Origin of the sequence: Pontibacter sp. H249 (genome assembly GCF_037892465.1) — a bacterium.
Taxonomy (GTDB): Bacteria; Bacteroidota; Bacteroidia; order Cytophagales; family Hymenobacteraceae; genus Pontibacter.
In genome coordinates this window covers 59,492-74,129 of sequence record NZ_JBBKTR010000017.1, presented here as the reverse complement: position 1 = coordinate 74,129, position 14,638 = coordinate 59,492, and the positions used below count along the sequence as shown (strand labels likewise).

The following is a 14,638-nucleotide window of genomic DNA, read 5'->3' as shown; positions in this document are numbered from 1 at the left end:
TTACTTGTTTATCATAATCTTTCCCCCTATATTTGCACGCTAAATTTAAAATTATATATCGAACCGAATGGAATTGAGAAATTACGAAACGGTCTTCATCCTGACTCCGCTATTGAGCGATGTTCAGATGCAAGAAACGGTCGAGAAGTTCAGACAGGTGCTTAAGGAAAATGGCGCCGACATTATCCACGAAGAGAACTGGGGTCTTCGCAAACTGGCTTATCCAATCCAGAAGAAGTCTACAGGTTTCTATCACCTGATCGAGTTTAAGGCTACAACGAACATCATTGATGCGCTTGAGCTTGCTTATCGCCGTGACGAAAAAGTTGTTCGTTTCTTAACAACTGTACTTGATAAGCACGCTGTTGCTTACAACGAGCGCAGAAGAAACGGAGAGTTCAAATCACAAGCTAAAAAAGAGGAGGTTAAAGGGTAATGAGCTTAGTTAACGAAAGAGTACACAAACAAGAAAACCGTCAGAAATACTGCCGTTTCAAGAAGAGCGGAATTAAGTATATCGACTACAAAGACGGTAACTTCCTGCTTAAGTTCGTGAACGAGCAGGGTAAGATTCTTCCAAGAAGACTTACAGGTACTAGCCTGAAGTTCCAGCGCAAAGTATCTCAGGCGGTTGCCAGAGCAAGACACCTTGCTATTTTACCTTATGTAACAGATTCTTTAAAATAAGGAGGGCAAACGATGGAAGTAATACTTAAAGATGACGTTAAGGGCTTAGGCTACAAAAACGATACAGTAACAGTAAAGCCAGGATATGGCCGTAACTACCTTATCCCACAGGGTCTGGCAGTTATCGCTAGCTCATCAAACAAGAAAGTTGTTGCTGAGAATATCCGTCAGGCTGCTCACAAAGCTGAGAAAATCCAAGGTGATGCACAGGAGTTGGCTAACAACATCGGTGATCTGACTCTTGAGATCCCGGCTAAAGTTGGCGAGACTGGCAAAATCTTCGGTTCAGTTACTACACTTCAGCTTTCTGATGCTCTTAAGGCTAAAGGTTTCGACGTAGACCGTAAGCGTATTTCTTTTGATCAGGACGTGAAGTCTGCAGGTGAATATACTGCAACTCTTAACCTGCACAAAGAAGTGAAGCACCAGGTTAAATTTAATGTGGTAGCTGAATAAGCTTTAGAAAGACTATTATCAAAGCGCTCTGTCTGTAAGGCAGAGCGCTTTTTTTATATCTGTTCTCATCAAACTTCACCCCTTCTAAGTATATTTAGATGAGGATGAAAGTTCTCATCAGCTGCTATACATTAGTTTACACTTTAATTGATAATCATACTACTATGTTTCGTACCGAAATAACTGTGCAGAAAACGGGTTTAGGCTTAGCTCTTCAGGATAAGGTTGTGACACTTGGCTCCTGCTTTGCTGAAGTTATCGGTACGAAGCTTAAGCAAAATAAAGTGGATGTATTAGCAAACCCTTTCGGTACAATTTTTAATCCTATCTCTGTATGCCGACTTATACAGGCTGCCATCCAGCAAAGCCATACTTTTGAGCAACAGTTAGTTCAACACAACGGTATTTGGTATGCTTACGACCTACACTCCTCTATTTCTGCTGTTAGTAAAGAGCAACTGCTGGAACTTATAGATGAAAGGCTTAAAAATACTGCATCGTACCTGCAAAATGCTTCTCTACTGATAATAACGCTTGGCACAGCAATAGCCTATGAACTTGTAGAAACAGGGAACATTGTTGCTAACTGCCACAAGCTACCAGCCAAAAATTTCAAACGTGCGCTACTCCAACTCGATAGCACAAGTTTATACTTTCAACAGACACTAGACCAGCTCAAAAGTATAAACCCTAAGCTAAAAGTGCTTTTTACAGTAAGCCCTGTACGCCATTTAAAAGAAACACTAACCATGAACAGTGTTAGTAAGGCTCAGTTACGCCTGCTCTCCCACTACATGCAGGAGGCTAATCAGGAGGTGCTGTACTTTCCGGCTTACGAGATAATGATGGATGACCTGCGCGACTATCGTTACTATAAAGATGATATGCTGCACCCTACCACACTGGCTGAGGATTATATTTGGGGTAAGTTTATCAAAGCTTATTATAATGAGCCGTTTCAGAAGTTTGTTGTGGAGTGGGAAAAGATAAAACGCGCACTTGCTCACAAGCCATTTCACCCTAAGTCTGAAGGACATCAGGCTTTTTTAGGAAACACTGTTAAACAACTAGAAGAAATATCGCACATATATGGTATTAGTGTTAAGGAGGAGCAACATATGCTACAAGAGCAAATGACATCACGTTAAAACAAATAACTAGCTCTTTTTAAAAGCTACCGCACAATACTTTTGCACTGCAGGTCCGTACTTATTATTAAGTGTTTCTGATTAAACCGGTAAATGTATGGCAAAAAGCAAAGACAAGAGAGCAAACCGCCTGATCAACGAAAGTAGCCCTTACCTTCTGCAGCACGCCTATAATCCTGTGGACTGGTATCCGTGGGGAGATGATGCCTTGAGCAGAGCCAAACAGGAAGACAAACCCATACTTGTGAGCATTGGCTATGCAGCTTGTCATTGGTGCCATGTCATGGAGCATCAATCCTTCGAAAACGAGAAAATTGCGGAGGTGATGAACCAAAACTTCGTTTGTATAAAAGTAGATCGGGAAGAACGACCAGATGTAGATGCCATTTATATGGCTGCCGTACATGCCATGGGTTTACAAGGCGGATGGCCCCTGAACGTATTCCTGAATTCAGAAGCTAAGCCGTTTTATGGTGGTACTTACTTTCAGCCACAACAATGGTTAGCACTATTGCGCAATATTGCGAATGCCTATACTAATAATCGCTCAGAACTTAACGAATCAGCGAAACAGTTTGCAGAGCACCTTAACCAAAGCGAACTGGAGGCTTACGGACTAAAGCAAAGCCAATTACAAGTACAGGAGGAGGATCTGCAAAAAATATTCAGCAGCCTTAGCACACGCTTCGACAAAAAGTATGGAGGCTTCTCTCCTGCCCCTAAATTCCCGATGCCAAGCAATTACCTATGGCTACTGCGTTACCACCACCACACCCAAGACGAAAAAGCATTAAAACACCTGCACCTTACGCTCCGAGAAATGGCCTATGGCGGCTTATACGACCAAATTGGCGGTGGTTTTGCCCGATACTCTGTAGACGAGGAATGGCTGGTGCCACACTTTGAGAAAATGCTTTATGACAATGGCCAACTGATTTCACTTTATGCAGAGGCTTATCAAGCTACCAGGGAAACGTTGTACCACGATGTTGTTTATGAAACCATCGCTTTTGTAGAGCGGGAGCTAATGAGTTCAGACGGAGGTTTTTATTCTTCGCTGGATGCAGATAGTGAAGGCGAGGAAGGAAAATTCTATACTTTCACAAAGGATGAGTTACACCGGCTGTTCGAATCCGAGGAGCCCTTGTTCTCTAAGTATTACCACGCAACCGCAGCCGGAAATTTTGAGCACGGCCGCAACATACTACACCGCCGCATCAGCGACGAAGCCTTTGCCGAAGAAAACGAACTGGAGCTGGAAGTGCTGCAGGATATGGTGCAGAACTGGAAAGAAAAGATCATGGAAGTTAGGGCAAATCGGGTAAGGCCGGGGCTTGATGATAAAATACTCTGCTCCTGGAATGCCCTTATGCTGAAAGGCCTTGCCGATGCCTACTATACATTTGGTAACAAGCATTTTCTAAAACTGGCCATTCGTAATGCAGACTTCATACTTCGAAACTTAAAGAAAGGCAATAGGCTGTATCACAATTACAAAAACGGTAAAGCTACCATTGATGGCTTTTTAGAAGATTATGCCTTACTCATCAATGCCTTTATAAGAATGTATGAAGTAACATTTAACGAGGATTGGCTAAAGCAGGCAAAGGAGCTAACGGATTATACTTTAGAAAATTTCTTTGATGAAGCGGAGTGTATGTTCTACTTCACAGATCAGGAATCTGAAAAATTGATTGCCCGTAAAAAAGAACTTTTCGATAATGTGATGCCTTCATCCAACTCTGCTATGGCTATAAACCTGCACCTGCTCGGTTTATACTTTGATGCAGAACATTATACTGAGCTTTCAGAGAATATGCTTTCTCGCATGAAAGACCTCATTTTGAAAGAGCCATCTCACTTAAGCAATTGGGCCATCCTTTATTACTACAAGCTAGCAGATACAGCGGAAGTAGCTATTGTAGGCCCCGATGCACCTGAAATGCGCGCCGAAATCAGTTCTTTTTACCTGCCCAACATGCTACTAGCCGGTACCACAGAAACAAGCAATCTGCCCCTGTTGCAGCACAGAGAGGCCATCGGCGGAAAAACAACCTTTTATGTATGTTTTAACAAGTCCTGCCAGTTTCCGGTACACACTGCCGCAGAAGCCTTGGAACAATTAAGCGGCAAACAAAAAAGCGAGAAATTTACAGCACTTTAGCTTGCACAAGCAGTTACAATATAAATTACTTGCAAGCCGTAGTTTCGCGTTAAAAAGATTGCATACTTATCATCTATAAGAAAAAACACATTTTATCAGTAAGGCTACCTGATCACGAGCAAACAATTCACCGATCAGGCATTTAGCAATTACCTCCTTTTTTCCGACCTTTGTATAAGTAAGTATACATACACCCTTTGTCAGAGCTACTCAACTTTAACTATCCGCCGGAGCAGGCCGTGGAGCGCATCACCTTTTTTGCTGATGTGATTCTGCCATTGCCTTTGCCGAAGCTCTATACTTACCGCATCCCGTTTGAGATGAACGACGAGGTAGTGGTAGGTGCGCGGGTAATTGTACAATTTGGGTCAAAGAAGGTGTTAAGTTGTATCGTGGCCGAGATCCATCAGAATGCCCCTGCAGATTACCAGGCAAAGTATATTTTGGATGTGCTGGATGATAAACCCATTATCACCACACCACAGCTAAGGCTTTTCAAGTGGATTGCTGATTACTACATGTGTACCCTAGGCGAGGTGATAAATGCTGCCTTGCCAGCTGCTCTTAAGCTTAGCAGCGAGTCGCGTATACAATTGCACCCGCATTATAACCCCGAAGAGGATGAACTTATACTTGCTCCTCAGGAGGAAAAGATTATTTACGCACTGCAGCAAAATCAGGCACTTACTTTTACTGATGTTGGCAACCTGCTGCAGATCAAAAGCTACCACAAATTTATAAAGTCCCTTATCCAAAAGGAGGCGATCATAATTTATGAGCAGGTAAGCGATAAATTCTCTCCGAAAGTGGTGAAGAAGGTGCGCATTTCAGAGCATTTTGTGCAGGACGAAGGCATGCTGGAAGAGCTGTTTAACCAGCTGGCGCCACAGCCTAAGCAACTCGACGTGCTGCTCAACTACCTCCAGAAGGTGCCCGTGCACCAGGACATCCACCTGAACTACAAAGGCATCGCAAAAAACGAACTTACTAATTCGCCTCACCTGTCGGCTTCGTCTATCAACACGCTTATTAAGAAAGGCGTGCTGGAACAGTTTGACCAAGTGGTGTCGCGGTTTCCCGTGGAGCATCAGCACAAGTTGCTTCCCATGACCTTATCGGAGCACCAGGCAAAAGCGAAGGACGAGATATTAGGGCAGTTTAAGGAGAAGGATACGGTGTTGCTGCACGGCGTTACGGGTAGCGGTAAAACAGAAGTATATATCGACCTGATAAAGCATGCGTTGGAGAGCGGAGGTCAGGTGTTATACTTGCTTCCAGAGATTGCGCTTACTGCGCAGATTGTGCAGCGCCTGATGAAAGTTTTTGGAGAGAAGTTGGGCGTTTACCATTCCAAGTTCTCAGATAACGAGCGTGCCGAAGTATGGCAAGGTATACTTTCGGGCCGCTTCCAGGTGGTGGTTGGGGTGCGCTCTTCGGTGTTTCTGCCTTTCCACGACTTATCTTTGGTAATTATTGACGAGGAACACGAATCCAGCTACAAGCAGTACGACCCGGCTCCACGCTATAATGCCCGTGAAACTGCTCTGATGATGGCGCATTTGCAAAGTGCTAAAACTTTGTTAGGTTCTGCCACACCATCTGTAGAAACCTATTATAACTGCAAAACCGGCCGTTGGGGATTGGTAGAGATGACTAAACGCTTTGGGGAGGCACAACTGCCGGATATCGAGCTGGTGAATACCCGCGAGGAGCAGCATCGTAAAAACATGCACAGCCATTTCTCCGGTAAATTGTTAACCGCCATCGAGGAAAGACTGAGTCGTAAAGAGCAGGTTATACTTTTCCAGAACCGCCGCGGCTATGCCCCGTTCATCAGCTGCGACGAGTGTAGCTGGATACCTAAATGCAAGCATTGCGCCGTTAGCCTGTCTTACCACAAGTATAACAACGAACTACGCTGCCACTACTGCGGCTACCATGAACGTATGCCCCACGATTGCCCTGCCTGCGGCGCCACCACGCTTAAAAGTATGGGCTTTGGTACCGAAAAGGTAGAGGACGAGCTGAAGCTGCTCCTGCCAAGTGCCGACGTGCAGCGCATGGACCTGGATACTACCAAGAAAAAGAACAGTTACCAGCAAATCATCGCAGATTTTGAAACCGGCAAGACCAATGTACTGGTGGGCACGCAAATGGTAACCAAAGGCCTCGATTTTGAGCATGTGAGCTTGGTAGGCATACTTAACGCCGATACCATCATTAACTTCCCCGATTTTAGGGCGCATGAGCGGGCTTACCAGCTTTTTGTGCAGGTAAGCGGACGTGCAGGCCGTAAAGAGAAGCCAGGAGCCGTTATCATTCAAACACGCGATCCACTGCAGCCTATCTTTAGAAAAGTGCGCAGCAACGATTATCAGAGTCTGTATGAGCACGAGATTGATGAGCGTATGCGCTTTGGCTACCCTCCTTTTGTGCGGATGATAAAGGTAATCGTAAAGCATGCCGATGAACGCGTTGCAGAGAATGCGGCCATTGTGCTGGCCAAGGACTTAACCGACAGGTTAGGCAAGCAGCAAGTGCTGGGGCCGGAGGTGCCATATATTTTCAAGATCCGGAACCTGTTCCTGCAGGAGGTGCACATCAAGCTGCCACGTGAAACAACCAACCTGCGTACCGCGAAAGGCCAGATCGCGCAGGCAATTTTCAACCTGAAGCTCCTCCCCGATTTTAAAGACGTGCGTGTAGTGGCTGATGTAGATCCTGCATAGGACGCCATACTCTCTTTTTGCCTTTATTAACATGCAGTTTGTATGGCAAATCTGTGCGTCTGCCAGTTTAACTTTTCTTTAACATCAGCCTAAGCAACCCTTCTATCTTTCTATACATCTATAAAGCAAAGGTTGATAACTAGTTAGCTAAAATGATTGTAGCTGTTAAGAAAAAGTTAAATGTTAAAAAGTATAAAATATAGAGTTACTGCCAGGCGTATTATTTATACACCACAGTTACCGGCGCAATTACATTAAATCATCTGCTGGTTATATACCTATCTACTAATTATACCTCTACTTAATTTATTATCTACAACTATGAAAAAAGTATTTAAAACTGCTGCCACCCTTGCTCTTGTGTTAATGGCAGCAACTGCCTGGGCAGGAGACCCTGAAAACGGTTGCGCTGCTAATGGCACAGCCAAAACTTTCTCTCAATTACTGGACAATAACAGCATGCGGCTTTGGGAAATAGAACTGAAGCCCGGTGAGTTTGCCGATGTACATGCCCATCCAGGCCAAAAAGCTTATGCGGCTACGGCAGGCACGCTGAAGGTAACTACCTCGGAGGGTAAAATTGAAGAAATTAAAGTTAACGTCGGGGACTTAATTTGGACTGATGCCACCAGATACAACACAGTAAATGTGGGCTCCGAAGCCTTCAAAGCTGTGGTTTATGAAGAGAAAGCTGAGCAAATACGACCTGCTCAAAATTTTTATTCACTTTTTTAATTAAAATTGCAACTACCGCCAAACCCCTCCCGTATAAATAGATACCTTTGGCTAAAAGTTGAAAACCTGAAAGTCTTATTTATCTTCCCAGATAGTTAGACTTTCAGGTTTTTCCTTTTTTATACTTTCCTTTTAGGCATCGTTCTTCTTGCGCAGTAGTATAAACAGGTAAATTGTACCAAAAGCCAGGAAAACGATCAGCAGAAACACATCTACAGAAGTATAGTTTCCTTGTATTATTTTATAACCGTTAAGTGCTGCAAACACAAAGCACACAATGGTCATGATAATGCGGTATGGTCGGCGATTTTGCATGAAAATAGTTATCTTTTAGGAAGAGGTGTTGTCCCGCTGTTTTAGTAAAAGGTAAATGTATAGCAAGCCCATTGCTGTAAAAATAAAGATATAGAACAAATCCTGCCAAGCATAATTGCCCGGTCCCTGCAACAGTTCTTTCAGCTTTAGTCCGGCCATTAAGAAGCAGACACTTGATAGTATGAACCTGAGTGGTGTGTTATTCCTCATGTAAAATTGATTTATACATCTAAGATAAGAAATAATAGCGAGAAGCCTGTTTATGTTATAATGCCATGTATAGCATTACCCACATAGTAATGAGCACGGCACCAAAAAGATTCAGAAGTAAGCCTGTACGCACCATTGTTCCGATTGGCACCTGTTTGCTGCCGTACACAATAGCATTAGGCGGCGTGGCTACCGGCAACATAAATGCAAAGCTACAGGCAAGCACAACACCCAGCACAGGGTAAAGCAAAGGCACTTGTATCTCGTGCAGCACCCCAATAATGATGGGCACAAAGGTAATGGCAATAGCTGTGTTGGAGCTTACCTCCGTCAGGAACAGCACCAGCAGCACAAGTATAAAAATTAGCATGAACTGTTGATCGGGGTCTACGAAGGTAGTTATGCCCCTGCCAATAATATCTGCCAGCCCCGATGATACTACCAGCTGACCCAAGGCCATACCTCCCCCGAAAAGCAGGATCGTATCCCAGTCTATCTTTACCAGGTCATCAGCGGTAATTGTTCCCTTACCTTCGTTCTCCTTGCCGGGTGGAATAAGGAACAGCAGCAGCGCAGCCAGAACAGCAACCGTGCTTTCAGCAAAATAAGTACTCATAAAAGTATAAGCCTCTTCAAACCCAAACAGGTTCAGGAAACCGGGTGAGAGCCAAAGTATAACCGCTACAGTAAACACGCCCATGGTTATCAGCTCCCCCTTCTTCAGCTTTTCTTTATTGCTCACCTCCTCCTGCACATAATTTTTTACCAGATCGCGGTTGTAGCCGCTCTTGCTCAGGAAGTAGTACATGTACAGCAGCATGCCACCATACATCGATAAAGAAACAGGTATGGCCATCAACATCCATTGCAGAAAATCTATCCGTACGCCCTGCTGTGCCAGGTAATTCACACCGATCAGGTTTGGAGGTGAGCCAATGATAGTACTGATGCCCCCGATGGAAGCGCTATAGGCTATGCCCAACAGAAAGTATACAGAGGTGTCTTTGCCTTCTTCCTGGTGGCAGACGAGTTGCGTAACGCCAAGTATAAGCGGCAACAGCATGGCAACAGTAACCGAGTTGCTCACCCACATAGATAGCACAAAGGAGACTAGGGAGAAGCCTAGGAACAACCGGAAAAGACTCTTCTGAAAGAAAGGCTGTGAAAGTATAAACAAGGCAATCCGCTTATCGAGGCCGTGGCGGGTCATAGAGCGGGCCAGCAAAAAGCTGCCGATAAAGAGAAGTATAATCGGGTGGCCCAGGTTCTGAAAGGCTGTCTCTATCTGCGCCACTCCCACCATTACCGCCAGCAGCACCCCCAGAAAAGCGGTCATGGAGAGCGGTATTACTTCCGTCATCCAGAAGGTAAGGCAGAATACCATAATGGTTGCCACGATACGTGCCTCGTAGGGTAAGCCGGCTGCCAGAAACCACACAAGTATAGCCAGAACGGGAGCCAGTAGAAGACCTGTATTTCTGCGGGATAATTGCATAAGGAGGTGGAATTATACTTTGCAAGTAGCTAATTTATTTAAATATAAGAATTTAGCCATCGTAAAGTATAAAAACTGCTGAGGATTAAGGATTAGCTGTTCCTGCCCAACCAGCTCTTGCCTCCTTCATCAGAATGCGCCTCTATATCCAAAAACAAGAAGGCCTCTGCAGCTTTTACGCTTTACAGAGGCCTCCCTTTCAATAAGAATTAATACTTTACACTAAGTACCGCTCACGCAGAATTCTGAGGTGATGGATTTCGTGGCCGAGTGTGGTATAGCCAATGGCACGCACGCTTACCTCCAGTCCGCTGCCGATGCCTTTCTGGTTTAGGGCTTCTTCGTCAAAGCTCTTAAATAACTCGATAGTAGCGGTTCTGACTGCGGTATACTCTGCAAGTATAGAATTGATATCGCGATTGTCGGCTTTAGATGGACCAACATAGGCATTCTCATCAAAACCTGGCAGGGCAGTTTTATCCTGGCGGGCAAAACGCAATGCGCGGTACGAGAAGATACGCTCAGCATCCAGCATGTGTACCAGCAATTCTTTTACGCTCCACTTGCCTTCGGCGTAGCGGTGCAGCAGCTGCTCTTCTGTAAGTCCCTGCATCAGGCCTGCTATAAAGGAGTAACTGGCTGTGAGGCCTTCAATAAGATCGTCGGCTTTTGCCTCTTTTATGTAGTTGCCAACATAGCCGCTGTACTCATCGGCTGCTGGGTATGTTATGATCGTAGCCATCTTTTACTGTGGTTATTACGCCACGAAGTTAATACATTTTAATTAGCTAATACTTTATAAAACCAAAAGGGCTGCAACTACTACAGCTGCAACCCTTTTATACTTCTATTGAGATTATTGGCCTACTACAAAAACTGCGTTGCCAAACATCAGTTTACCACTTTGCCAGAACCCTCTGAACAGCGGGTTATCTCCCATGTAAACTACCTGTCCACGGCCCATGTTTTGTGTGCCAAGCACAAGCGCATCTTTCAACTTTTCTTTTACTCCTGAGCCCACAAAACCAGTTGTATAGTTATCTTTTTTAAGCACGCCTACATTCCAGCCTTCTTCCATAAATTGATACAAGTCTGAGGTGCGAACAAGGGCAAAGTAAGTATTGCCGTAGCCAAAAGCCAGCGGGTGCGTTTTATCCAGGTTTACACGGAACACGCTACCCTGCACTTCTTCCTGAATGGCTTCACGCTCACGGTCGCCATAGGCACGCAGGTTAGCATAAGGGTCTTTCTGCTTTTTATCGGTTTTCTCTTTTGCATCCTCCTCAGCTTCTTTCTTTTTCAGGTTGAAGTCTTTTTTACCAGCCAGGAAACCTGCCGCACTCTCCATAGCGATAAGCTTACCGCCGCCGCGCACCCAGTTCTTCACCTGCTCTAGCGTCTGCTCGTTTAGCACACGGCTGTAGTTACCAGTAGGAAGTATAAGCACATCAAACTCGTGCAGTGGCACATTGCTAAAGTATGAGGTATTAAGCACCGTAACCGGATAACCAATTTGTTGCTCAAAGTAATGCCATACTTCACCGAAACCGTAAGGCGATACTCCCTCTCCTGACATTACGGCCACTTTAGGCATCTTAAGATATCGCACACTACCAGAACCAAAATCAGCACCGCTGCTTACAAAGCCTGTAGTAGTGGCTGTAAGAGTCGCGCCATACTTGGTAGCCAGATCACGTACGGTTGCATCCAGCTTATCCCCTAAACGTTCATTGCCTGTGCGGGTAATAATTAAAGTGCCGGCTTCATACTTCTGCCCTTCTGTTTCAAAGGTTTTTTCAGCCATGCGCACCTTCACATTCTGCTTCATCAGCTCCGTCAGAAGTTTTAGGTCGTTCAGGTTGTTCCAGCGGGCCAGGTAAGCATATGGCTTGGCCGTAGTTATACTTTGTGCAGCAGCTTCAGCTGGTTTGGTTGCTCTGGCATCTACCTTACCTTTTACAGCATAAGCCTGCACACCGTAAGCATAAGGTAACGCCCACGAGGTGATATCGTAGGTAACAGAATCCTCGAGGTTGGCATGCGGCTCAAACAGTACTTTTACCAACGTAGATTTTGGCTGATACATGCTGATCACAAGGTCATTTTCTGTCAGCTTTACGCTCTCATCTTTGCCCGTGCTGTAGTTAAAGCCTCTTGCCGAGGTGTTTTTACCTACATAGCCATACTGTATGCCCTGGTTGTTCAGGTACTCTGTCAGTGCCCCTACATTCCCAGAGCCATTCTTGATAACAAAGGTCTTGTAATCGCCAGCTGGCTTTTTCAGGTTGCTCTCGTAATATTTTCTGAACTCCTGCTTCAGCTGATCTGCTTTCTCTGATGTAGCCTTTATCGTGGCCTCGCTGGCTGCAACGTGGTGCGCAATACGATCTACTAAGGTAAGGGTATCGCCGTCTTGTTTCTCATAGGCTAACCCTGCTCTACCTGAACCTCCCTGCTCGTAGGTCATGCCGATGGCGCCGTTAAAGGTTGGCCAGGTGTCGCCGTAGCTTGGGTAAAACAGGTCGAAGTTTTCGCGGGTAAAGTATAGCCAGTTGTTCTGGTCGAAGTACTGGCGGTTATAATCACCGATGGTGTTCTGGAACTGGCGCTGCCACGGAGTTATACTTTCATGAAACGGCTTTGCTGCCGGCGAGAAGTAGTAAGGCGACTCCGGTCCCATTTCGTGGAAATCGGCGTGCACCTGCGGCAACCAGTTATTGTAGTGCTTCATACGCTGCTTAGACTCGATCTGTGTTTGCCAGGCCCAGTCGCGGTTCAGGTCGAAGTAGTAGTGGTTTGGTCTGCCGCCTGGCCATGGCTCCCAATGCTCCCAGGCGTAAGGCATGGCATTTCCGCCCTGTGCAGATGCTTGCTTGTACCACTGCACATAGCGCTCACGGCCATCAGGGTTCACGCATGGGTCAAGTATAACAACACTGTTCTGCAACCACTGCTTTGCCTGCGCATTATCCGGGTTTACCAGATCATACAGCACTTGCAGCACCGCCTCCGAACTTACCGACTCGTTGCCGTGGATATTGTAGCTAAGCCACACAATAGCAGGCTGTGCACCCTGCACTGCTCCGTTCTGAATACCAGCCTGGCGCAGGTTATTTTCGCGTATCTGCTCCAACCTTGGCAGGTTCTCATCAGAGGCGATGTATGCCAGCATCAACGGACGCCCTTCATAGGTCCGGCCATACTCCTGCACCTTCATTCGGTTTGGTGCCTGCGTTGCCAGGTAGTTTACATAATCCACGATGCGGGCGTGGGTTGTAAATTGCTTGCCTAGTTTATAGCCTAGAAACTGCTCTGGCGTTTGTATCGTTTGTTGCGCAAAGGCAACCTGTATACTCAGCAGCACAAAGGCTAAAGCGACTAATCGCTTCATGGTGTTTATCATTTTGCTTTAAGTTGAATAATAGAAATACAATCTGAGGATAAAAGTTGAATTTGACAAGCTTACACCCTTTCATTGAAAAGGCATTCGGCTGATTAGTTTTTAAAGTTCCTTAAATGTGCAGTTTTTTTCAGGATGTATTTAGATAAAAAGAAAAAAACGCATACTTTTGCACCCAGAAATCCTGTTTCTGATGTTGAGACATCAACATGAATAAACTTCAGGAATAGTTCACGCTGCTGCCCAGGTACTACCGCACAAATACTAAATAAGAAACAAACTCGATAGCATTTAAATAAGCCTGTATGCCTGGCTCTAAATCGGCATATTTAATTCAGAAACTAAATTAACTAAACTTACATTCAGACCCGGCGCTTTGCACCGGGTTTTGTTTTTATACTAATCCTGTGCTGTACGTATTAGAACAACATGCGGCAGGTAATTATCATTATTTTAAAGGTTATAGGTAAAGCAGCAGCCTTGTTGTTTATACTTATTACTTTATTTTTTGCATCTGGATTTATACTCAGCAGCATACCTGTAAACCGCAGCTTCGCGCAGTCCTCATCACCAGACTCTGTCGAAATTTATGTAACCTCCAACGGTGTGCACACCGATATCATAGTGCCTGTGGTAACACCTTACATCGACTGGCGCACCAAAATACCGCTGCACCACTTTGGCAACGTAGACAGCACTTATTCTTATCTTGCTTTTGGCTGGGGCGACAGGCGCTTTTACATGGAAACTCCTAAATGGGGCGACTTAAAGCCAGGCGTGGCCATGTCGGCAGCATTTTGGCCTACATCTACCGCCATGCACGTAGAGTACATCAAAAGCAGGCTTAGGCCAAACAAGTATCAGCGCCCAATTCTCATATCGGCGCAACAGTATGAAAACCTTATAAGCTACATCAACGAATCCTTTCAGAAACAGAACGGTAATTACATGCACATCAGTAACTCAGGTTACTTCCACAACGACACCTTTTACGAAGCTCACGGTAAATTTTACCTGCTCAAAAACTGTAACAATTGGGTAAATCACGGATTGAAGGCAATAGATGTCAAGACGGCTCTCTGGGCCCCTTTCCCTTATGCTATTATGCGGCATTTGCGTTAAAGCTATTTATCTTCCGCTTTGGTCTCACCAGATGCATCTCATATTTTGCTTCATTTTATCCAGATAAACTCCTTTTAAGCCTTTCCAGTCTGAAGAACAAATAACAACGCAGTGCATTTACTGTAATTTATACTTTCTAACCTCTATATTTAAATCTCATTAAACCTTAAATAACTA

Annotated in this window: 12 protein-coding genes; 8 read left to right on the top strand and 4 right to left on the bottom strand. The window is 45.0% G+C overall.

Features of this window, described 5'->3' with window-relative positions; genetic code table 11:
- Positions 1–67 precede the first annotated feature (67 nt).
- The 7 genes from rpsF to WG943_RS17945 all read left to right on the top strand — a co-directional run bounded on the left by rpsF (position 68) and on the right by WG943_RS17945 (position 7,919).
- On the top strand, positions 68–436 hold the full coding sequence (gene rpsF, locus WG943_RS17975) for a 30S ribosomal protein S6 (protein WP_340411120.1): 369 nt from the start codon (positions 68–70) through the stop codon (positions 434–436).
- Entirely contained in the window at positions 436–687 is a 252-nt protein-coding gene (gene rpsR, locus WG943_RS17970; RefSeq protein ID WP_007652662.1) for a 30S ribosomal protein S18, read from the top strand. Before rpsF ends, rpsR begins: the two co-directional genes overlap by 1 nt.
- A gap of 12 nt (positions 688–699) precedes the next feature.
- Positions 700–1,143, top strand: a complete 444-nt coding sequence (rplI, locus tag WG943_RS17965; RefSeq protein WP_340411118.1) for a 50S ribosomal protein L9 — start codon at positions 700–702, stop codon at positions 1,141–1,143.
- 164 nt (positions 1,144–1,307) lie between these two features.
- Positions 1,308–2,291 (top strand): GSCFA domain-containing protein, encoded by a 984-nt coding sequence (locus tag WG943_RS17960; RefSeq protein ID WP_340411116.1) that lies wholly within the window; start codon positions 1,308–1,310, stop codon positions 2,289–2,291.
- 97 nt (positions 2,292–2,388) lie between these two features.
- Complete coding sequence (locus tag WG943_RS17955; protein WP_340411114.1) at positions 2,389–4,455, top strand: thioredoxin domain-containing protein; 2,067 nt, start codon at positions 2,389–2,391, stop codon at positions 4,453–4,455.
- A 197-nt stretch (positions 4,456–4,652) separates the two neighbouring features.
- The gene (gene priA, locus WG943_RS17950; RefSeq protein ID WP_340411112.1) at positions 4,653–7,184 is read left to right on the top strand and encodes a replication restart helicase PriA; all 2,532 of its coding nucleotides are present in this window, start codon (positions 4,653–4,655) and stop codon (positions 7,182–7,184) included.
- 321 nt (positions 7,185–7,505) lie between these two features.
- Positions 7,506–7,919, top strand: coding sequence for a cupin domain-containing protein (locus WG943_RS17945; protein WP_340411110.1), 414 nt, complete (start codon positions 7,506–7,508; stop codon positions 7,917–7,919).
- A gap of 132 nt (positions 7,920–8,051) precedes the next feature.
- On the opposite strand, the gene WG943_RS17940 is transcribed toward WG943_RS17945, so the two are convergent.
- The 4 genes from WG943_RS17940 to WG943_RS17925 form a co-directional block, all read right to left on the bottom strand.
- Positions 8,052–8,234 (bottom strand): hypothetical protein, encoded by a 183-nt coding sequence (locus WG943_RS17940; protein ID WP_340411108.1) that lies wholly within the window; start codon positions 8,232–8,234, stop codon positions 8,052–8,054.
- A 265-nt stretch (positions 8,235–8,499) separates the two neighbouring features.
- Positions 8,500–9,939: an SLC13 family permease gene (locus tag WG943_RS17935; RefSeq protein ID WP_340411107.1), complete on the bottom strand. Its 1,440-nt coding sequence runs from the start codon at positions 9,937–9,939 to the stop codon at positions 8,500–8,502.
- Between the two features lie 217 nt (positions 9,940–10,156).
- Positions 10,157–10,681 carry a DinB family protein gene (locus WG943_RS17930; protein WP_340411105.1) on the bottom strand — a complete coding sequence of 175 codons (525 nt, stop codon included), beginning with the start codon at positions 10,679–10,681 and terminating at the stop codon, positions 10,157–10,159.
- Between the two features lie 114 nt (positions 10,682–10,795).
- Positions 10,796–13,330 (bottom strand): M14 family metallopeptidase, encoded by a 2,535-nt coding sequence (locus WG943_RS17925; protein ID WP_340411103.1) that lies wholly within the window; start codon positions 13,328–13,330, stop codon positions 10,796–10,798.
- 438 nt (positions 13,331–13,768) lie between these two features.
- On the opposite strand from WG943_RS17925, the gene WG943_RS17920 reads away from it, so the two are divergent.
- Entirely contained in the window at positions 13,769–14,461 is a 693-nt protein-coding gene (locus tag WG943_RS17920) for a TIGR02117 family protein (RefSeq protein WP_340411102.1), read from the top strand.
- The last annotated feature ends 177 nt before the right edge of the window (positions 14,462–14,638 follow it).

Excerpts from the sequence above, each read along its gene's own strand:
- rpsF (WP_340411120.1), top strand. The coding sequence starts at position 68 with ATGGAATTGAGAAATTACGAAACGGTCTTCATCCTGACTCCGCTATTG.
- rpsR (WP_007652662.1), top strand. The coding sequence starts at position 436 with ATGAGCTTAGTTAACGAAAGAGTACACAAACAAGAAAACCGTCAGAAA.
- rplI (WP_340411118.1), top strand. The coding sequence starts at position 700 with ATGGAAGTAATACTTAAAGATGACGTTAAGGGCTTAGGCTACAAAAAC.
- WG943_RS17960 (WP_340411116.1), top strand. The coding sequence starts at position 1,308 with ATGTTTCGTACCGAAATAACTGTGCAGAAAACGGGTTTAGGCTTAGCT.
- WG943_RS17955 (WP_340411114.1), top strand. The coding sequence starts at position 2,389 with ATGGCAAAAAGCAAAGACAAGAGAGCAAACCGCCTGATCAACGAAAGT.
- WG943_RS17945 (WP_340411110.1), top strand. The coding sequence starts at position 7,506 with ATGAAAAAAGTATTTAAAACTGCTGCCACCCTTGCTCTTGTGTTAATG.
- WG943_RS17940 (WP_340411108.1), bottom strand. The coding sequence starts at position 8,234 with ATGCAAAATCGCCGACCATACCGCATTATCATGACCATTGTGTGCTTT.
- WG943_RS17935 (WP_340411107.1), bottom strand. The coding sequence starts at position 9,939 with ATGCAATTATCCCGCAGAAATACAGGTCTTCTACTGGCTCCCGTTCTG.
- WG943_RS17930 (WP_340411105.1), bottom strand. The coding sequence starts at position 10,681 with ATGGCTACGATCATAACATACCCAGCAGCCGATGAGTACAGCGGCTAT.
- WG943_RS17925 (WP_340411103.1), bottom strand. The coding sequence starts at position 13,330 with ATGAAGCGATTAGTCGCTTTAGCCTTTGTGCTGCTGAGTATACAGGTT.
- WG943_RS17920 (WP_340411102.1), top strand. The coding sequence starts at position 13,769 with ATGCGGCAGGTAATTATCATTATTTTAAAGGTTATAGGTAAAGCAGCA.